Annotated in this window: 14 protein-coding genes; 11 read left to right on the forward strand and 3 right to left on the reverse strand. The window is 44.3% G+C overall.

The features are described 5' to 3' along the window. Window positions 1–46 precede the first annotated feature (46 nt). The 3 genes from F0145_RS10505 (at window position 47) to F0145_RS10515 (ending at window position 4385) form a co-directional block, all read left to right on the forward strand. Complete coding sequence (locus F0145_RS10505) at window positions 47–1063, forward strand: zinc-binding alcohol dehydrogenase family protein (protein WP_150088358.1); 1017 nt, start codon at window positions 47–49, stop codon at window positions 1061–1063. Between the two features lie 56 nt (window positions 1064–1119). Continuing rightward, entirely contained in the window at window positions 1120–3543 is a 2424-nt protein-coding gene (locus F0145_RS10510) for a glycoside hydrolase family 95 protein (protein ID WP_150088359.1), read from the forward strand. Between the two features lie 71 nt (window positions 3544–3614). Next, on the forward strand, window positions 3615–4385 hold the full coding sequence (locus tag F0145_RS10515; RefSeq protein ID WP_150088360.1) for an SGNH/GDSL hydrolase family protein: 771 nt from the start codon (window positions 3615–3617) through the stop codon (window positions 4383–4385). 287 nt (window positions 4386–4672) lie between these two features. Here the strand turns inward: F0145_RS10515 and F0145_RS10520 are convergent, their stop codons facing one another. Further along, a complete protein-coding gene (locus F0145_RS10520) occupies window positions 4673–6454 on the reverse strand; it encodes a nitronate monooxygenase family protein (RefSeq protein ID WP_150088361.1) in 1782 nt (593 codons plus the stop codon). Between the two features lie 339 nt (window positions 6455–6793). On the opposite strand from F0145_RS10520, the gene F0145_RS10525 reads away from it, so the two are divergent. Beyond that, window positions 6794–8062 (forward strand): hypothetical protein, encoded by a 1269-nt coding sequence (locus F0145_RS10525; protein ID WP_150088362.1) that lies wholly within the window; start codon window positions 6794–6796, stop codon window positions 8060–8062. Window positions 8063–8105: 43 nt separating this feature from the next. On the opposite strand, the gene F0145_RS10530 is transcribed toward F0145_RS10525, so the two are convergent. Then, entirely contained in the window at window positions 8106–8588 is a 483-nt protein-coding gene (locus tag F0145_RS10530) for a hemerythrin domain-containing protein (protein WP_150088363.1), read from the reverse strand. Between the two features lie 125 nt (window positions 8589–8713). Then, window positions 8714–9145 carry a c-type cytochrome gene (locus F0145_RS10535; protein WP_150088364.1) on the reverse strand — a complete coding sequence of 144 codons (432 nt, stop codon included), beginning with the start codon at window positions 9143–9145 and terminating at the stop codon, window positions 8714–8716. Window positions 9146–9374: 229 nt separating this feature from the next. Here F0145_RS10535 and F0145_RS10540 point away from each other — a divergent pair, with 229 nt between their 5' ends. The 7 genes from F0145_RS10540 (at window position 9375) to F0145_RS10570 (ending at window position 19807) form a co-directional block, all read left to right on the forward strand. Next, entirely contained in the window at window positions 9375–9557 is a 183-nt protein-coding gene (locus tag F0145_RS10540) for a RagB/SusD family nutrient uptake outer membrane protein (RefSeq protein ID WP_223815962.1), read from the forward strand. A 205-nt stretch (window positions 9558–9762) separates the two neighbouring features. Continuing rightward, window positions 9763–11100, forward strand: a complete 1338-nt coding sequence (locus F0145_RS10545; protein ID WP_150088365.1) for a polysaccharide pyruvyl transferase family protein — start codon at window positions 9763–9765, stop codon at window positions 11098–11100. 33 nt (window positions 11101–11133) lie between these two features. After that, the gene (locus tag F0145_RS10550) at window positions 11134–12396 is read left to right on the forward strand and encodes a polysaccharide pyruvyl transferase family protein (protein ID WP_150088366.1); all 1263 of its coding nucleotides are present in this window, start codon (window positions 11134–11136) and stop codon (window positions 12394–12396) included. A 305-nt stretch (window positions 12397–12701) separates the two neighbouring features. Beyond that, complete coding sequence (locus F0145_RS10555) at window positions 12702–13292, forward strand: RNA polymerase sigma factor (protein ID WP_190277521.1); 591 nt, start codon at window positions 12702–12704, stop codon at window positions 13290–13292. Window positions 13293–13466: 174 nt separating this feature from the next. Then, window positions 13467–14558, forward strand: coding sequence for a FecR family protein (locus tag F0145_RS10560; protein ID WP_150088368.1), 1092 nt, complete (start codon window positions 13467–13469; stop codon window positions 14556–14558). A gap of 164 nt (window positions 14559–14722) precedes the next feature. Next, complete coding sequence (locus tag F0145_RS10565; RefSeq protein WP_223815964.1) at window positions 14723–18175, forward strand: TonB-dependent receptor; 3453 nt, start codon at window positions 14723–14725, stop codon at window positions 18173–18175. Between the two features lie 30 nt (window positions 18176–18205). Further along, window positions 18206–19807: a RagB/SusD family nutrient uptake outer membrane protein gene (locus F0145_RS10570; RefSeq protein WP_150088369.1), complete on the forward strand. Its 1602-nt coding sequence runs from the start codon at window positions 18206–18208 to the stop codon at window positions 19805–19807. The last annotated feature ends 75 nt before the right edge of the window (window positions 19808–19882 follow it).

The raw sequence follows: 19882 nt of genomic DNA on the forward strand, positions 1-19882 counted from the left end.
CCGGTAAATGGAACCCTTTTATTACCTTTCTAACAATTGTGATTAGATGAAAACATTAGTTTGTACCACGCCCGGACAGTTCGAATATACCCAAGGCGAAAGACCAACATTAACCAAAGGCAATGCCATTATTAAAATTAAGCGCATTGGCATCTGCGGCACCGATTTACACGCTTATGAAGGAACCCAACCGTACTTTGAATATCCGCGCATCTTAGGCCATGAACTGGCCGGTGAACTGGTGGAAGTGGACGGTGCGGAAGGTTTTGCGATAGGAGAAGCGGTCACCTTTATTCCTTATTTTAACTGCGGTACTTGTATTGCTTGCCGTTCGGGTAAACCCAATTGCTGTACGGCTATAAAAGTGTGCGGGGTGCATACCCACGGCGGGATGGTCGAATATTTATCGGTGCCGGCGTATGCTTTGGTGCACGGCGAAGGCTTAAGTTTTGATGAACTGGCTTTGGTGGAACCTTTGGCCGTTGGGGCGCACGGGGTAAGAAGGGCCGGGGTACAGCCCGGCGAATTTGTGCTGGTGATTGGGGCTGGCCCCATTGGTTTGGGTACCATGGAATTTGCTCGTATTGCCGGCGGTAAAGTCATTGCCCTAGATATTAATGCCGCCCGCTTGCAGTTTTGCCAGGACAAGCTACAAATACCCTACACCCTTAATGCCTTAGACCCGGACGTAACCGAAAAGCTCGCCGAGATAACCAATGGCGATATGCCAACGGTAGTCATAGATGCGACTGGTAACCAAAAAGCCATTAATAATGCTTTTAAATATATGGCGCACGGCGCCCGGTTTGTGCTGATTGGCTTACAAAAAGGAGAAATCAGTTTCAGCCATCCGGAATTTCATAAACGCGAAGCCACCCTCATGAGCAGCCGCAATGCCACCCGGCAAGATTTTGAATTCGTGATTGCCTCGATGAAGAAAGGCTTGGTTAATCCGGCTACTTATATTACCCACCGGGTTTTATTTAACCAGGTTAAAACCGAATTTGAATCCTGGCTCAACCCGACAACCGGCGTTATAAAAGCCATGGTGGAAGTAGAGTAAATATTTATTTTACCTCCATCCTGTTACCGTATTTTATCCACCAAAAATAATTTCTGATGAATGTAATTAAAACTTGCTTATTAGCATTCCTGGTATTTTTTCTGACGCTCACCCAGGTGGCCGCACAGGCAGATTTAAAGCTTTGGTATAAGCAGCCAGCTAAAATCTGGACAGATGCCCTGCCGGTGGGTAATGGCCGTTTAGGCGCCATGGTATTTGGAAGAGCCCAGGAAGAACTGATTCATTTAAACGAAGAAACCCTGTGGTCGGGCGGGCCGGCTAATTTAAACCCGAACCCGGAAGCGCCTAAATATTTGGCCCAGATAAGAGAAGCCCTTTTCCGGGAAGACTATAAGGCGGCGGCTGAGCTTTGCAAGAAAATGCAGGGTTTGTACACCGAATCCTATATGCCCTTAGGCGACCTGATAATCAAACATAACTTAACCGGTGAACCTACCGAATATTACCGCGATTTAGATATTTCTAATGCCACCGCTTTAACCCGCTTCAAAATAAACGGCACCACTTACACCCGGGAAATATTAGCGTCGGCACCGGACCAAATTATTGTCATCCGCCTAAAAGCCGATAAAAAAGGCCAGTTGAATTTTGATGCCACTACCAAAAGCTTAATCCGGTTCAAGAACCTGGCCGCCGGCCAGCAGGAACTGGTCATGAAAGGCGAAGCCCCTTCCCACGTAGACCCAAACTATGTGCGGTACAACCCGGAACCGGTTATTTACAATGAGGCGGATAATTGCCGCGGCATGCGGTACGAATTGCGGATAAAAGCTAAAAACAAGGACGGCCAGGTTACAACCGATGCAACGGGTCTGCACATCAGCAATGCCACGGAGGTAACGCTTTATATTTCGGCCGCCACCAGTTTTAACGGCTTTGATAAATGCCCGGATAAAGACGGAAAAGACGAATCGGCCCTGGCCCAATCTTACCTGAACAAAGCTTACGCCAAGGATTTCGATAATATCCGTCAGGCGCACATTAAAGACTACCAGAGTTATTTTAACCGGATGAGTTTATCGTTGAACAATAACCCGCCGGTAAATCTGCCCACCCTGGAACGGTTGATGCGCTACACTGACGGCGCTAACGATCCTGGACTGGAAGCCTTGTATTTTCAGTATGGCCGTTATTTGCTCATTTCCAGTTCACGGCCCGGGGGCATTCCGGCCAATTTACAAGGTATCTGGAACCCCATCCTGCGGGCTCCCTGGAGCAGTAACTTCACCACCAATATTAATGTGCAGATGAATTACTGGCCGGCCGAAATGGTGAACCTTTCGGAACTACATAAGCCGCTGATTGAATTTGTTAAAAACACCGCTGTAACAGGACGCGAAACAGCTAAAAACTTTTACAACGCCAAAGGCTGGGCGGTGCATCATAATTCCGATATCTGGGCCACCTCTAACCCGGTGGGGGATTTAGGAAAAGGAGACCCTTCCTGGGCCAACTGGGCCTTAGGAAGTCCCTGGCTAAGCCAGCATTTATGGGAGCATTACGCCTTTACCGGCGACCAGGGATATTTGAAGAATACGGCTTACCCCATCATGAAAGAAGCCGCTATTTTTTGTATGGATTGGCTCGTGGAAGATAAAAACGGCCGGTTAGTAACCGCGCCGGCCTCTTCGCCGGAGAATATTTTTATTGATGATAAAGGCGAAAAAGGCAGTATATCCGTGGCTACCACCATGGACATGCAAATTATCTGGGATTTATTTACCAACGTCATCGAAGCTTCCGAAAAACTGGGCACCGATGCTGAATTCCGGAAATTAATTATCTCGAAAAGAAATAAGCTCTTTCCATTACAGATTGGTAAAAAAGGGAACCTGCAGGAATGGTACAAAGATTGGGAAGACGAGGACCCGCACCACCGCCACGTTTCGCATTTATTTGGCTTGCATCCGGGCCGCCAGATTTCTCCTATAAATACTCCTCAATTTGCCCGGGCCGCGCGCAAAACCCTGGAGGTAAGAGGCGATGAGGGTACCGGCTGGAGCATTGCCTGGAAAATTAATTTCTGGGCCCGGTTGCACGATGGCAATCATGCTTATAAGCTCATCCGCAATTTGCTGCGCCTCACCGGCCAGGAAGGAACCAACTACGCCAAAGGCGGCGGCTCTTATTCCAACTTATTTTGTGCCCATCCGCCTTTCCAGATAGACGGTAACTTTGGCGGAACTTCGGGCATCGGCGAAATGATGCTGCAAAGCCACGATGGCGCTATTCATCTGTTACCGGCTTTACCAGATGTTTGGAAGGACGGCAAAGTAACTGGGATGCGGGCCCGTGGCGGTTTTGAAGTAGATATGGAATGGAAAAACGGACAACTAATTTCTACTACCATCCGCAGCCTGAACGGCACGCCCGCCAAAGTAAGATACGGCAGTAAAGTAGTAGATTTGAACCTGAAAAAAGGGCAATCTAAAACGTTTAAGGGCAACCTGCTAGGTTAATAACCTGAAGGTTTACCGGATAATCTCCAGTAAACCTTCAGGGATAAGTCGCCAACTTTCTTCTATATAAAATGAGCAATAAACGAAGAAGCTTCTTGAAACAAGTAACTACCTTGGGCGTTGCAGCTACCGTAGCTCCCGGCATAATAAGTGCCAGGCCGGCGGTGAAATCTGCTGCTAGTAAGGAAGGCGAAGGATTTACTTTTTTGTTTCAGGGCGATTCGATTACAGATGGTAACAGAACCCGCAACAACGATTGGAACCACGTAATGGGGCATGGTTATGCTTATAGCATCGCCAGCAAATTATGGTATGAATTACCAGCGAAGAAGCTCCATTTTTTTAACCGGGGAATAAGCGGCAACAAGGTTACTGATTTAGCGGCTCGCTGGCAAACCGATACGCTCGATTTAAACCCCAATGTTTTAAGCATATTAATAGGTATTAATGATGTGGCCGCTTTCCTGAACGGCAATCAAGATTTTACGGCGGAGGAGTATGAGCGTGGTTATCGGGCTTTATTGAGACAAACCAAAGAGCAGTTGCCTGACGTTCAGTTGGTGCTATGCGAGCCTTTTATTTTACCGGTCGGCAAAGTAAAAGCGCAGTGGGCTGCTTACGAAGGCGTAGTCCGGAAACGGCGGGAGATTGTGAAAAGGTTAAGTGCGGAACACCAGGCAATTTTAGTAGAATTTCAGCAAACATTTAATAAAGCATTGACCAAAGCTCCCGCCGAATATTGGATATGGGACGGCATTCATCCAATGCCGGCGGGCCACGAACTGATGGCCCGCGAATGGATTAGCCAGGTAAGTAAAAAACTGAAATTCATTAAATCCTGAGTGCGTACAGCTCTTTGGTTAGATTAATATAGCTATTCTGCTGGCATTTATTAGTACAGAATACTTAATCAAGCAACTTTAATCAGTAGAACCTTATTTCAAGAAGCGGCTGCATTAATATTTAGTATTGGCAGCTTAGAGTTTAACCACCTTATCGGCCGAAGGTGCAGATGAACAAGCAAAGAAATCTATAGCTTAATCAGTTAAAAAAAATAATCCTGCCGCTTCCATAAACGGCAGGATTATTTTAAAGAGGAATAATCCTGTTCTGGAACATTTGTGCTATTTTAAATTAACAATAACTCTTCTTTGCTCTGTGTAAGTTGCGTTTGCATTTGTTCCTCCGCTGCTTTTTGGGTAAAAATCTTGGGTAATAATTCTTCGTAGTACAAGATGCCTTGGAGTAAATTCTGGCGGAAAGCCTGCAAATATTTTTGTTGTTTGTCGGTTATGGGTGGTACTTGTTCTGCCACCAGGTTCCGGAAATAATCGAGGTACATTTTTAGTTCGTTCAGGAACACATGGGGCCGGTAAGTTTGGTTGAGGAGGTTGGTGCGGCCGTAAATATGGTCTACCATTTGGGCCAATGAGAAAACGCCGGAGAAATAAGCCAGGTTGGGGCCGGGGCAAATAGCAACGGGACGGTTATCTGGTTTCCGGCCAATTTGCAGCACCTGCAAAGCAGCGTTGGCCAAGCCATCGCATAAGCATTCTTTGGCAAGCACATTTTGGGCTTTTTCCTGGTATTCGGCTAAGTCTAGCGCTTGTAGTTGGTTTAATTTTAGTTTCTGGTATTTGCGCGAAGCGGTGCAGATGGGCGTACTGGTAAATTCGGTGTTGGAGACCAGGTACTTTTTGGTGCAGGGGCTGCCGGGCCGGTCGCGCCCAATGCGGTAATCTTTTATTGCTTCACTGCTGGTGTTTCGCAAGGCATTAAACGGTACACCTAACGGCGAAATCGGGCTCAGGTATAAATCTTCGGCACGGGCTTGTACTAATTTTTCAAGGGTTTCGGCATCTACGGTGGTGGCTTCGGGCACGAGCAGGAAAGGCGTTCCCCAACCGGTGGCTTCTACCCCGTAATATTGAAGTAAAAAGTTTTGTTCGGCAGCGGTGCCAATACCGCCCTGCACGGTAATGCGCTGGGTAGGCGTAGTTATAAGAGCTTTTAGATCTTTTTGATTGAGCGCGGCCTGGTACATTCCGAATAACTCTTGTTTTAGACTTTGTCGGTTTTGCTTGAACTCTTCCAGAATGGGGCCTAATAAATAACCATCGGTGGCAAAAGCATGGCCGCCGCAGTTTAAACCTGATTCAATCCGGAACTCCGAAACCCAAATGCCTTTCTTGGCTAATATTTTACCTTGCACCAGCGCTGAGCGGTAATCGCTGACTTTGATAATTACTTTCTTGCGGAAATTTCCGGCTGCATCCGGCAAAAAACCGGTAAACTGATCGAGGTAAGCATACAACCGCATATTCATACCCGCCGAAAACACCACCGATGCCGCAACCGAACTGTTGGCAAAACCCCGCAGTGCCGCCAACGCATCGGAATATTCCGGCGGAAGAGGTTCGCCGTTTTTGCGGTAGTTGGTTTTATCTAATTTGGTCATGATGTTTACATCAATGGTGCCGGGCTGTACCTGCGCGCGCAAAGCAGTTTCGGCTTGCTTTTTCTTTTCCGGATTGGCAAGTTGCAGCATTTCTAAATATTGCACTTTCACGGGTGAGGTATCGGGCAGCAAAGAAAAATATTTGGTTAAGTCTGACTCCGGGGTAAATGGCTGGCAACGCATCTGCTGAATTTGACTGGTAACCAGTTTGTCTAATAAATTCAGGTAAGCGGTAATGCGGCGCGCGCGATAATCTTCATGGTTGGTATCTATGGGCGTAAAAGGTTCTTCGTTTAAGCGGCTGTAATATTCCCGCATTTGTTCCAGCAAGGTATCGTCGCTGAGCGATAACACCGAGGAGATGCCGTAGCGGGCTACTTTCAAGGGCGTATCAATAGAAAAGGCCAGCCCCATAACCGGAATATGGAAGGTGTGTAAGGTTGTTTGTAGCATTTATATAATCTTTGAAAAGAAACAGGCAACACCCGCCAGTATATTTAACCGCAGTAGGATTTTACTAAGTGGGTAATTTGCCATAATTGTAACTGTCCCGAAAGGTAGGCGGCCTAAAGAAGTTTCAGCATGATTAGGTGCAGCTACCTAACTGATATCGGTCATTGTTTTTTGCAGCAATATTTATTCGGTTTAAACTGGCATAAATACCTGATCCTGATTTCCTACCCGAATGACCAGCATTCTTTTAACTGCCGCCAAGGTTAACTAACTTGCTCGGGATTAGAAGATCAGAGTTTTATTAACCGGTATATCTGGTTTTACTAAAAATATATAAACTTGAAAAATAGCTGGCTGAAAATAGCGCTTTTAAACTTTGTGGTAATTGCCCTACTGGGTTTGTTTCTGCGCTGGTTTATGGTTTCGCCACCGGCCAATTTTAATTACAAATATCTGTTGCACGCCCATTCGCACGTAGCTATTTTGGGTTGGCTTTTTTCGGCTGTTTTTGTGGCTTTGGTGGGCGCTTACCTGCCGGAGAATATGCGTCAGAAAAAAGTATATAGTTGGCAGTTCTGGCTGGGGCAGTTAACTGTGCTGGGTATGTTAATCAGTTTTCCGGTACAAGGCTACGGGCTATATTCTATTATTTTTTCTACCCTGCATATTTTTATAAGCTATTGGTTCATTTACCAGTTTCAGACCGATGCCCGGCAAGCCAGCCTGGTAAGCAACCGGTACGTAACTTCTTTCCGGTTTATTAAAGCGGCCTTAATTTTTTTAGCGCTATCTACCTTAGGCCCCTGGAGTTTAGGCCCCATTATGGCCACGGGCGGCAGTGGCAGCCAATTATATTATAATGCCATATATTTTTACCTGCATTTTCAGTACAATGGTTGGCTAAGTTTTGCTGCGTTAGGCTTGCTGTTCTGGCTCTTCGAAAAGCATCATTTAAATATTAATTTAAGGCAAGGACAACAAATATTTCACTTGTTTTTCTGGTCTTGCTGCTTGGGTTATTTGCTGTCGGTGCTCTGGATTAAGCCGCCCGCTGTGGTTTATTACCTGGCTGGTTTAGCGGCGGTGGCCCAAGGACTAGGCCTCGTATTATTTTTGCAACTGCTTTATCGGCAACGCCAGCATATAGCTAAAATCTTTACCGGCTGGGGCAGTATTTTATTTTCTTTGGCCATGGTGGCCTTTGTTTTAAAAATTATGATGCAGTTAGCTTCTGCAATTCCTTTTATGGCCGATCTGGCTTATACTGTTCGGAATTTTATTATTGGTTACCTGCATTTGGTGTTAATTGGCTTTATCAGTTTCTTTTTATTCGCCTTTTTTATACAGCAAAAAGCATTTAATACTACCCGCCCCAGTAGCCGCTGGGGATTAGGTATTTTTATTACGGGTTTCTTCCTGAGCGAAATATTATTATTCCTGCAAGGTTTGTTTTTCTGGGCGAATTGGGGAATGTTGCCGGCGTATTTTCAAGTATTATTTGGGGTTAGTACCTTCTTACCTATTGGGTTAATATTATTCTTAATCGGTCAGCGGCAGAAACCATTGGTCTGGCAAAAGCAACTGGTTACGCCGGAAGAAGTTTTGTAGCTGTTTATTCGTTATTACAGGCAAAACCAGCTTCGGTTATTTTTTATCTGGTCCAAAATGCGTCCGGGAAATTATCGGTTACCGGGGTAGCGTGCGACTGTTCTAAAGCAGCGCCAATATTTTTTAATTCCTGTTGGGTTAAAACTTTTTCCAGATGCGGAAATAATTCTCTTTCTTCAAATCGAATATGATTATCTACGTAATCTGCCAATTGGTTTAATAAATTGGGGGTTGGGGCCGGCGTGCTTTGTATTACCTGCTCAATCAGGCTTTTAATTTCCTGGTGCTGTTGCAGGGCTTTCTGGCACAAAGCATCGTTTACCTTTAAAAATAGTTGTTCTTCTTCCTCCTGAAAATGCTGCCGCAGATGATTCTCCCAAAAATAGGGTACATACGCTCGAATCCTGTTGGTATCAACTTCTTTTCTAAGCCCCTGGCGGATTTTCCAGCAAAATAATAAGCCGGTATGGTGTTCGCGCGATAAGATTACTATGTGTTTGCTGCGTTTTAAAGGTTTTATATCCATTAAAATATTACTTTGGGGTAAGCGGCTGTACTATTACCTGCTTACGGTTTTTAGGCGCATTTACCTATGTATTTACTTAATCTTTTTAGCGTTTGGGTTAATAACAGTTACTGCCAATTAGCCTTTTACTTATTTTCTTTTAAGGACAGAATATAGCTCGCCATTATTTTGGCATCTGTTAAAGGTACTTTTGGGTGCGGACTCATAACTGCCCGGCCCCAGGAGCCGCTGCCGCCGCTAATTATTTTTTGCGCCAGCATGTCAAGGTACGGGGTTTGCACCGGGTACCGTTTGGCAATATCTTTAAAAGCCGGACCAATAGATTTTTTATCTTCTTTGTGGCAGGTGTAACAATCAGAATAAGCAATTAAAACTTCTCCTTTCTCGGCCACGGCAACCGGAATAGTGTCGTTTTCGCCGGGTATGGCCCGGATATAATCTTTCTTAATTTGGGTATTTTGTTTAGCGGGTTGGTTACAGCCCAGAAGCAAATAACTGCCTAAAAAAGCGCAGATAAAAATATTTTGCAATTGCTGTAACAGATTAGGAGAAAACATACCGAACCTCTTCTGATAATCCGGAAATTAAAAATATTAACGTAGTAAAGTTGATATTTTATTTTTTAATAATAAAATACCGGCACATCTTCTATATAGCTGTTAAACACAAACCTGCTTTATTTTAAATTATTCCTGTTAGCCTTTGCCATTTTAATTATTGATTATTTTATACTAATTTATCTGTCTTTTTAATTCTGGATGAACGCGCCCGCGAATTAACCACTGTGTGGAAGAACCCCGCCGACGGACTTTGGTGCGCATGAGTAATCTGATGGAACGGGTAAGAAAGTATAATGTCCGGGAAGATTCCCGCACGAGCATTCAGGACAAGCACTTGTTTTTCCCGATACCGCAGAGCGCCATTGATGCTAACTTTAGTGTGCAACTGGAACAAAACCCTGGTTATTAATAATCGCCTTTGTGCTGGTTTAACTTTAGGTAAACGCAACATTGTATTGCCCGGGTGCTTTAGCCCCGGGTTTCCGTACCCTGACTGAAGTCAGGGGCAATTTAAAACCAGGCTATTGGACAAAAGGGCATGTAGTGGTTGCTATGGTATAAGCTTAAACCAGCCTAAATAATTATTAAATACACTTTAACCAATTGAAATTTAGATGACATCCAATAGACGCGAATTTATAAAAAATAGTGGTAAGCTGGTAGCCGGCAGTTTATTATTGCCAACTGTAGGTGCGGCTTTTACCCAGCCCATGAAAACTTTAGCCCCTAAGAAAATATTCCTGAAATCGGCCTGGGCTACTTCAAATATTGGGGATATTGGCCACACGCCCGGCACCTTACGGATTTTAGAAGAACATTACCCGGAGGCCGAAGTAACTTTGTGGCCTTCTGTGGTGAACGCCGAAGTAGAAGCCATGTTGAGCAAACGCTTTCCCAAAGTAAGAATTGTAAAAGGCAGTCTGCAGCAAGGCGAAGGTGAACCCTTTAATCCAGTAATATTAAAAGAATTCCAAGACACCGATTTATTCCTATATAACTCTGGTATGCATTTTAACTTTGGCTTATTTAATTACGACTGGAACAGCAAAATAGGCCTGGTAACGCAATTTTTACTTTGCCAGGAACTAGGTAAACCTTACGGACTCTACGGCCATTCCTTCGATAAATTTGCAGAGCCCAGCCCAATAATATTTCGGCAGGTATTAAATAAAGCAGCTTTTATTTATTGCCGCGATTCTGCCTCCTTGGATTATTTAAAAGAACATGGGGTAAAAGCGCCTATTATGGAATTTGGTCCGGATGGTTGCTTTGGCATTGACACCCTGGATGAACCAAAAGGCTTAGCTTATTTAAAAGCGAACGGGTTAAAAGAAAAAGAATTCTTAACGGTTATTATCCGGAGCCACACGCCAAAGCCTAATACTTCTCCAGACACCAAAGATAAACTCAATCCACCGCAAGCTACTCCGGAGCAAAAAGCGCAGGACCAGGTAAGATTTGAAAAGATGAACGCCCTGATTACCGCCTGGGTGCGGCAAACCCAAAAGAAAGTATTAATTGCACCCGAAGTTTTTAAAGAAATGACGGCCGCTAAAACCATGGTGTTCGACCAGCAGCCGGCCGATGTGCAGAAATATATCGTAGTCCGGGATACTTTCTGGAATGCCGATGAAGCTTTATCGGTCTACAAAAGGGCGCACACGGTAGTGGGCATGGAGCCGCACTCCCTGATTATGGCCTTAGCCGTGGGCGTGCCGGTTATCCATACTTGTCCGTTTACCTATGGCAAAAAAGGCTGGATGTTTAAAGATATTGGCTTGGGCGAGTGGCTGTTCGATATTGATAAAGCGCCCAAAGAAGATATCATCAACACGATGCTGGCCATCCATAAAGATTACAAAGCCGCGCGACAAAAAGCTGCTCAGGGGATGAATTTTGTAAAACAACGGCAAAAAGATACGGTGCAAACCATCCGGAAGGTAATGGTATAAATATCAGGCTTTTCAAGTAAAATATTCTAATAGATGAACCGCAGAAAATTCATAGAAAATGCCGGGCTATTATTTGTAGCAGCCCTGTTTACGCCCATCATCTTGAACGCTACGGGTAAAGAAAATCCGACTATTCTGATTGTTTCGGGGTGGCAGGATGTAAATATCGGCGACATTGCGCATACGCCCGGCTTGATTGCCCTGCTAAAAAAGCGCTTGCCCAAAGCCCGGTTAATACTTTGGAAGCGGAGTAAAAGCCAATTGGTAGAAGACTTGATGCACAAGCATTATCCGGAACTCCGGATTATTAACGGCAAGTACGAAACAGACAACGAAGTAAAACAAGCTTACCAGGAAGCAGACTTTTTTATTCACGGTTCCGGGCCATCGGTAATTGCGGCTGATTTCCTGGCTTCGTGGCACAAAGAAACCCGAAAGCCTTTCGGTATTTTTGGAGTGACTATTGGCGAGGTGTCCGCTTCGTTAAAAAATACCTTGCAGCAGGCAGCTTTTATATTTACCCGCGAAACCGCTTCGATAGAAGTATTGAAAAAAGCCGGATTAGCCGGTTCGCACATTGCCTTTGCGCCGGATGCCACTTTTGTGCTGGCCATTCACGATGAACAAAAAGCGAAGCAGTTTATGCAGGCAAATAAACTACAGCAGCGCAAATTTATTTGTGTAATACCGCGCCTGCGCCGCACCCCTTATTATAAAATTAAACCCAATAATAACGGCTGGTCCGAAAAAACAATCCGGGAAGTAAACGAGCTGAACGATAAATATAAAGAGATAGACCACGCCAAGTTGCGGGAAGCCATGATTGCCTGGGTGCGGAAAACCAAAAACAAAGTAGTGGTGTGCCCCGAAATGACTTACCAAGTAGATATTATGGATGAGCTCTTGATTAATCCTTTGCCCGCCGATGTAAAACCCTTTATCGTAAAGCACGGCTACTGGCTCCCCGACGAAGCCGCCTCTTTATACGCCCAGGCCACCGCCGTGCTCAGCTTCGAGTGCCACTCGCCGATTATAGCGGCCGCCAACGGCACCCCCAGCTTTTACCTCCGGCAACCCGAAGACACCATCAAAGGTCAAATGTATTACGACCTGGGTCTGAAAGACTGGACTTTCGAGATTAACGAAACCACCGGCCAGCAAATTACGGAACGCCTGATGCAGGTTCAGGGTAATTATAAAGCGGCACTTAATAATGTAAAAAGTGCGGTAGCCAAAGTAGATAAACAATACGATTTAGCCCTTCAGGTATTAACCGAAAAATTTAATATTGTGTGATGCAGAATTTAACCTAATCGCAACATTAGTTCGGAAATTTAACCCAGTAATTTTTCGCATGCTGAACCATTGAACCACAATATTTAGAGCCTTAATATTTTAAATTAATATAATGGTAATACGGAAAAGTATTTAAATTTTTAAAAATACATCAACTTTGAACAAAATTTTATCTCTAATTAGGATAAATAATTCAATAATGTAAAAGCATGTGGTATGGTACCTTTATTGATTATTCTAATTTAAAAATTATATTAGCAATCAGAATATTTCCCAAACAATCTTTATTGGCTCCTTTATTCTCAATGGCAGTAAATCTCAAAAACTTTACGGATGAACAATTACTGGTATTCCTAAAAGAGAATAATGAGCTTGCCTTTGACGAAATTTACAACCGCTACTGGGCCACCTTATTTAGTCAGGCTTATAAAAGATTAGGCAATAAAGAAACTACCGAAGAGCTGCTCCAGGACTTGTTTACAAAACTTTGGGTTAACCGGCATCAAATTACGTTAACCAGTACTTTAAGCGCTTACTTAGCTGTATCTATCAAATATTTAGTTCTAAACCAAGTAGCAAAAGAAGCAGTAAGAACGCGGTTTGCGGTAGCGCAAAAGCAAGTGCAGGTAACCCACAATAACTTAACCGAAGAAACCATTATTTCTCAGGAATTAGAAGGTTTGGTGGCGCAGGAAGTAGCGAAGCTGGCCCCTAAATGTAAATCTGTATTTGTTTTAAGTCGTTTTAATCAATATTCAAACAAAGAAATTGCGCAGGAATTAAATATTTCTGAAAAGACCGTTGAAAATCAAATTACCAAAGCCATTAAGCTTTTAAGAACCGGTTTAAAAGAATCCCTCACTTCTGTAATTATTTTGCTGAGTTCCCTGGTCTAGCACCATTTTAGCTGCATTGAAGAATCAATAAGTAAATTGATTCTTTCTTCTGATTGGTTTAATCAAACCACCTTTCAAAAATTATTTTAAAATTTTATAAAACAGCATAGGGGGTAAGCGCGACTTACCTGACTTACTAATAGACGTGCCCACGCGCGGCCTTTAATTTTGGGGATGAGAAAAGATATTTCGAGCGAACTTATAAAAAAATATTTAGCGGGCAACTGCTCCGAAACGGAAAAAAGAACTGTGGATGAATGGTTTGCCAGCTTTGAGCAGGCAGAAGATTTTATCAGCGATTTACCGGATAACGAGCAGGAAAGACTAAAAAGTAATCTGTTAAGCCAGATAAAAAGAAATATTCAGGAAGCCGGGTTTAACCAGGTTGCTACGCCAGAAGCAAAAGTATTGAAGCTCCCAAGTACAAATAAGTTAAACAAAGCTGCTTTTTATGCTTATAAAATAGCGGCTGTATTGGTGTTAACCTGCGGTCTGGCATTTATTGGCTATAAATATTGGGCGGAGCAAAAATTTAGTAGCACCGTTACAGCAGCAACCGTTTTTAACAATAATCAAAAGCAGATAAAAAAAATAATGCTGCCAGATGGCAGCAAGATATGGTTACAGGAAAACAGCAGTTTGGCAGTAGCCGATAACTTTGGCCAGATAAGCAGAGCGGTAACTTTAACCGGTGAAGCTTTTTTTGAAGTGGCTAAAGATACAAACCGGCCTTTTGAAATTAAAACGAATGGTGTAATTACCCGCGTGTTAGGTACAAGTTTTAATATTAAAGCCTATGAAAAGGACCCTAACGTAGAGGTTCAGGTAGTTACGGGCAAAGTTTCGGTGTTTAAAACGGAAAGCTTAGATGCCAAATCAAACGCAGCAGAAAATGCGGAAGATGCAACTAAGGCCGTAGTTTTAGTGCCTAATCAAAAAGCAACTTTTGTAAAAAGTACGCATAATTTGGTTAAAAATAAAGTGGCCGCCCATGAGCTTAAAACAGTGTTTTCTAAAGCTTCACTTTCCTTTGAAAATACCGCTATCGGGCAAGCCATTCAAATGCTTAATGCGCGGTTTAATGCCAATATTAAGCTTTCCAACGAAGATTTAAATAATTGCTCTATCTACGGCGATTTTACAGACCAGAATTTACCCGAAATACTGGAAGTAATTTGTAGTTCTATTGAAGCCGAATATAGCTTATACAAAGATGAAATAATTATTACCGGTGCCGGCTGCCCTTTAAATAAACCTTTACCTTAAATAAAAAAGCATGGATAAATAAATACGCTTCCATATTTTCTGAAAAAAGAATAGGCGTGTTGCGACCACGCCTATTCTTACAAAACCAGCTTCTTAGCGCTATATAAACGCTAGGCCAGATTTCTACTGTCTTATTTTTTCACGAAAACAAAACACACAAATGTATGAACATTAACCTGAATTCCTATCCGGATATTGGTAAAATCATGAAGGTAACCCTTACGCAATTATTAGCAATTGTTTTATTTGCCAGCCTCGTACAGGCCAGCGATATAAAAGCACAGGCTATCTTAAACAAATCGGTTAGCCTGAATATTTCTAATACCAGTTTAAGCACAGTTTTAACTCAAATAGAAAAGCAAACGGCGGTTAAATTTGTTTACAGCCGGGAGTTTATAAACAGCGATAAACTGGTATCTATTAAAACCAATAACAAGCATTTAAGAAAAGTATTAGATGATTTATTGAAGCCACTAAATATTACCTATGAAGTGGTAAATGGCCAGATTTCGCTGCGCCGGAAATTGGTTACACCAACTACTTCTGAAGCTGTTAATTCCGAAGTACTTAATACCGCAACCCCGCAGGATTCGCCTATAACCGGCAGGGTAAGCGACGAAAAAGGGGAGCCGCTGCCGGGCGTAACCGTGGTGCTGAAAGGTTCTAACAGTGGTACTACCACGGGCCCGAACGGTGCTTATGCTTTAACCATGCCGCAAGCAACGGGTACACTCATATTCTCTTACATTGGTTTTATTACCCGCGAGGTGGCTGTTTCGGCCGGACAAACTACCGTAAATGTAACGCTACAGGTAGATGCCAAAAGCCTGGAAGAAGTAGTGGTGGTGGGCTACGGTACCCAAAAGAAAGAAAACCTGACTGGTGCAGTTTCTACCATTAATAGTAAAGAAATTGAAAGCCGGCCGGTATCTAGCGTTGCTATGGCTTTGCAAGGATTATCGCCGGGTTTGGCTATAACCCGCGCCACCGGCCAACCCGGCGAGGAAGGCATTGGCATGCAAATTCGGGGGGCTACCTCTGCCAACGGCAACGTAGAACCACTGTTAGTTGTCGATGGCGTGTCGAGCCCCGGCGTAACGTTGCAAACCCTAAACCCCAATGATATTGCCAGTATTACGGTATTAAAAGATGCGGCGGCGGCCGCTATTTACGGTGCGCAAGCCGCGGGTGGCGTTATTCTGGTTACTTCTAAAAAAGGAGCTGCCGGTAAAACCATATTTGAATATTCATCCATTGTGGGTGCCGATTGGGCTTTAAATGTGCCCGAAAGAATGTCTACGTGGGAAGAACTGGAAAATAACAACCTCGCCCGATTAAATTCCGGTGCTGCCGCGGCCCATAGCGCCGAAACCATTCAGATATTAAAAGAAGGCACCATGGAATACCGGATTAATCCGAACGATACCACCCGGTACCAATATTTTGGCAGTAAAAGCATTGTTGATCAAATGTTGCGGAAATATTCCATGATGCAAACCCACAATATTTCGGCCCGGGGCGGTACCGAAAAACTCAACTTCTTGGTTTCGATGGGTTTTTACGATAAGCAGGGCGTGTTTAAAGTGGGGCCGGATAAAAACGAGCGCTATAACGCCCGGTTAAACCTCGGAACCCAGCTTACCAAACACCTTTCCCTCGATACCCGGTTAACGTATACCTTGCAAAAACAGGAAGCGCCTTCCACCGGTACCAACGGCAACGGACTTTTATTGTATAATATTTACCGGTATTCCAGCATTAATCCTTTGCTAACGCCAGATGGCCGGTACAATACCACGTCTGGAGCTACTGCTTACGCCATTATGGATGCCGGTGGCTACAACAATTACAACCGCAATTTTTTTGATGGTGTTTTTACCGCCAGAGTAGCCGATGTAGTTAAGGGCTTAGAAATAAGAGGTATTTATGGGGTGCAGTACCGGCGCGGCGATCGCGATCTGTTCCGGCGCACCGTACAAAGGTGGTACCGCACCGCTCCCGGCGATATTATTAACCCTTCCAACTCTTACAATGTTACCCAGGACCTAACCCAAAACAACAACCTGCAGTTTTTGGTAGATTATAATTACGAACTGGGTACAAAGCACAAGTTTCATATCTTGGGCGGTTACCAATGGGAAGATAGCCGGTTCGAAGAACTCTCCACGGGTGTTACGGCTATGGTCAGTAACGATTTGCCGGCCCTGGGCTTAGGCGACGAAACCACCAAAACCAACAACCAGCGCATTAATACCTATGCTTTTCAATCTTATTTCGGGCGTTTTAATTATAGCTTCGCCGATAAATATTTATTTGAAGGAACCCTGCGGGTAGATGAAAGCTCCCGGCTGGCTCCTGGTTTAAGAACAAAAACTTTCCCTTCGCTTTCTGCCGGCTGGAACTTGCACCGCGAATCCTGGTTTTCCTTACCAGTTATTTCGGAGTTAAAATTTAGAGGTTCCTGGGGTACTTTAGGCGCGGCTTCCGGCATTGGTCTTTACGATTATTTAGCGCTGATGAGCCGGAACGCTAATTTGGTACTGGGTTCGCCGGAAGTTAAAACCACTTATTTTGCCCAAACCGTAGTGCCTTCTGCGAATCTTTCCTGGGAAACCATCGAAACCAGCAATGCCGGCATCGACCTGGGATTTTTTCAGAATAAAATTCAGGCCAGTTTCGATTATTATATCAAATATAATCGGAACATGCTGACGGCCGTTCAGTTGCCGGCTACCTTTGGCACCGGTACTCCCCGCATTAATAATGGCGAACTAAAATCGTGGGGTTGGGAAACAGAACTGAGATACCGCGATAAAATCGGCGAAAATCTACTGTTTTCCGTGGCTTTAAACGTGTCTGATAACCAGAACGAACTAATTAATTTTTCCGGACGCCGGGTTATTTCGGCTGGTACAGTCGGAACCCTGGAAGGCTACCCCATTAACTCTATTTGGGGCTACAAAACCGATGGTTATTTTGCCACGAACGACGAAGTGAAAACCTGGGCTTTCCAGGATAGCCGTACCGCGGCCGGCGATGTTAAATATCTGGATTTAAACGGCGATAAACGGATAACCGTTGGTTCGGGCAGTGTAGAAGACCACGGCGATCTGGTTTACCAGGGTACCACGCAGCCCCGGTATTTATTTGGGGCAAACCTGAATACCCAATGGAAAAACTTCGATTTTACCGCTTTCTTCCAGGGCGTGGGTAAACGTAATTTCCTGCCCACCCGCCAAGCCCTCGATGGCAATATTGCCACTTTTTACCAGGCTTTAGCCATTCACCGCGATTACTGGACGCCTGAGAACCCGGATGCCCTGTTCCCCCGGCCGTTTATTAATGCCACCCATAATTTCCTCACTTCTGATAAATGGATACTGGATGGTAGCTATATCCGGTTAAAAAATGTTCAATTGGGCTATACGTTGCCCCAGCTTTTGATTAGTAAAGTTAAAATAGCGCGGGCCCGGATTTATTTCACCGGTCAGGATTTGCTTACCTTTTCTGGTTTAGGCAAGTTTCAGGGCTACTTCGACCCCGAACAGCGCGATGGCGTAGCCGCCGATTACCCCTTCTTCGCCACGGGCGCTTTGGGTATAAATATTACTTTCTAAAAAGTCTGTTCATCTTTTATAAGCATAAACATGAAAACTACCATATTTAAAATACCGCTCCTTATTTTATCTTTTTGCTTTTTGGGTTGCGAGGTAGAACGCATCCCCGAAACCCAGATCAGTGACCTTTCTTTCTGGAAATCTGAGAACGATATAAAAGCCGCCACAAATTATTTATACACCTTTCTGCCGGGTTTTACCCGCGACGAAGTCTGGTCTGATAACGCTTTTGGTGTTTCGCCCGACCCTATTAGCGATGGTACCCGTTTAGCGCCGGCCACTGCTACGGATTATACTACGCCTTACCAATTAATTAGGGCTGCTAATAATATTTTAGAGAAAATACCGCCCGCGCCGGTAACCGACGATATTAAAAACCGGTACCTGGCCGAAGCCAGATTTTTTCGGGCTTTTGCTTATGTGCAGTTAGTGCAGAAATATGGTAGCGTGCCGCTTATTCTTAAAACCCTGCAAGAAGATTCACCGGAGCTAAGCGAAGGGGCCGCGCCCCGGCAAGCAATTATGGATCAGATTTATGAAGACCTTGACTATGCCACAACTAATTTGCAGAGTTTTAGTAGTTTAGGTGGAGCCGGTTACGGCCGGGTTTCTAAAACGGCAGCGTTAGCCTTAAAAGCCAGAATTGCGCTTTTCGAAGGCACCCGTGCTAAATTTCACAACGATGGCGACCCGGTAAAACACCTGACCATTGCTGTTAGTGCTTCTAAAGAAGTAATGGACAGCAAGCAACATAGCTTGTACCCCAACTACGCCAGCCTTTTTCAATACGCCGGCGAAGGCTTTCAGAACAAAGAGAATATTCTGGTAAAACAATATGGTACCGCGCCTTCTAATTTAGTGCTGAACCATAATTTCTCCGAAAACCTGTATACCGGTGGCGCTAACCCTACCAAGAGCCTCGTAGATAGCTACTTAATGAAAGATGGTTTGCCTATTACCAAATCGCCGCTGTACAAAAAGCCCACTACTTCCGTCGAAGTTTTTACCGACCGGGATGAACGATTAGCGGCTTCGGTATTTAGGCAAGGCGAGCCCTACAATACCGGTGCTACCTTTAACACCCCTTTAAATTATCATAAAACCGGCTTTGGGCCGAAGAAATATTTCAACGCCACCGATTTTACCACCCGCCAGGCTTTGCTGGATTTGGTGCTTATCCGGTATGCCGAAGTCTTGTTAATAAACGCCGAAGCCCAGTTTGAATTAAACGAAAATATTTCGGATGAAAACCTGGATTTAACGCTTAATTTATTGCGTAACCGGGCCAAAGTAGCCAAATTAACGAACGCTTTTGTGCAGGATAATGGCTTAGATATGCGGGAGGAAATCCGGCGGGAGCGCCGGGTGGAACTGGCTTTAGAAAATATGCGGTACTGGGATTTAATCCGTTGGAAAACCGCCGAAATTGAATTGCCCAAAACAGTGCTGGGAAATTATTTTTTCAGTGCCGAATTTGGCGTACAAACCCCCGTGGTGGTGAACGAAGAAGGGTTTATCATCGCGCATAATGCATCCTTCCGGCGCTTCGATCCCAAAAGAGATTATTTGTGGCCTATTCCGGTTAATGAATTAGGTCTGAATCCGGCTTTAAAGCAAAATTCGGGATGGTAGGATTACCGGCAGTTGGGCCAGAATATTCCAGGCTAATATTTAGACAATATTAAGGCGAGCCGCTTAGGCCCCTGC

Source organism: Adhaeribacter rhizoryzae, assembly GCF_008629685.1.
Taxonomy (GTDB): Bacteria; Bacteroidota; Bacteroidia; order Cytophagales; family Hymenobacteraceae; genus Adhaeribacter; species Adhaeribacter rhizoryzae.

Excerpts from the sequence above, each read along its gene's own strand:
- F0145_RS10510 (WP_150088359.1), top strand. The coding sequence starts at position 1,120 with ATGAATGTAATTAAAACTTGCTTATTAGCATTCCTGGTATTTTTTCTG.
- F0145_RS10505 (WP_150088358.1), top strand. The coding sequence starts at position 47 with ATGAAAACATTAGTTTGTACCACGCCCGGACAGTTCGAATATACCCAA.
- F0145_RS10570 (WP_150088369.1), top strand. The coding sequence starts at position 18,206 with ATGAAAACTACCATATTTAAAATACCGCTCCTTATTTTATCTTTTTGC.
- F0145_RS10530 (WP_150088363.1), bottom strand. The coding sequence starts at position 8,588 with ATGGATATAAAACCTTTAAAACGCAGCAAACACATAGTAATCTTATCG.
- F0145_RS10560 (WP_150088368.1), top strand. The coding sequence starts at position 13,467 with ATGAGAAAAGATATTTCGAGCGAACTTATAAAAAAATATTTAGCGGGC.
- F0145_RS10515 (WP_150088360.1), top strand. The coding sequence starts at position 3,615 with ATGAGCAATAAACGAAGAAGCTTCTTGAAACAAGTAACTACCTTGGGC.
- F0145_RS10535 (WP_150088364.1), bottom strand. The coding sequence starts at position 9,145 with ATGTTTTCTCCTAATCTGTTACAGCAATTGCAAAATATTTTTATCTGC.
- F0145_RS10565 (WP_223815964.1), top strand. The coding sequence starts at position 14,723 with ATGAACATTAACCTGAATTCCTATCCGGATATTGGTAAAATCATGAAG.
- F0145_RS10545 (WP_150088365.1), top strand. The coding sequence starts at position 9,763 with ATGACATCCAATAGACGCGAATTTATAAAAAATAGTGGTAAGCTGGTA.
- F0145_RS10520 (WP_150088361.1), bottom strand. The coding sequence starts at position 6,454 with ATGCTACAAACAACCTTACACACCTTCCATATTCCGGTTATGGGGCTG.
- F0145_RS10555 (WP_190277521.1), top strand. The coding sequence starts at position 12,702 with ATGGCAGTAAATCTCAAAAACTTTACGGATGAACAATTACTGGTATTC.
- F0145_RS10550 (WP_150088366.1), top strand. The coding sequence starts at position 11,134 with ATGAACCGCAGAAAATTCATAGAAAATGCCGGGCTATTATTTGTAGCA.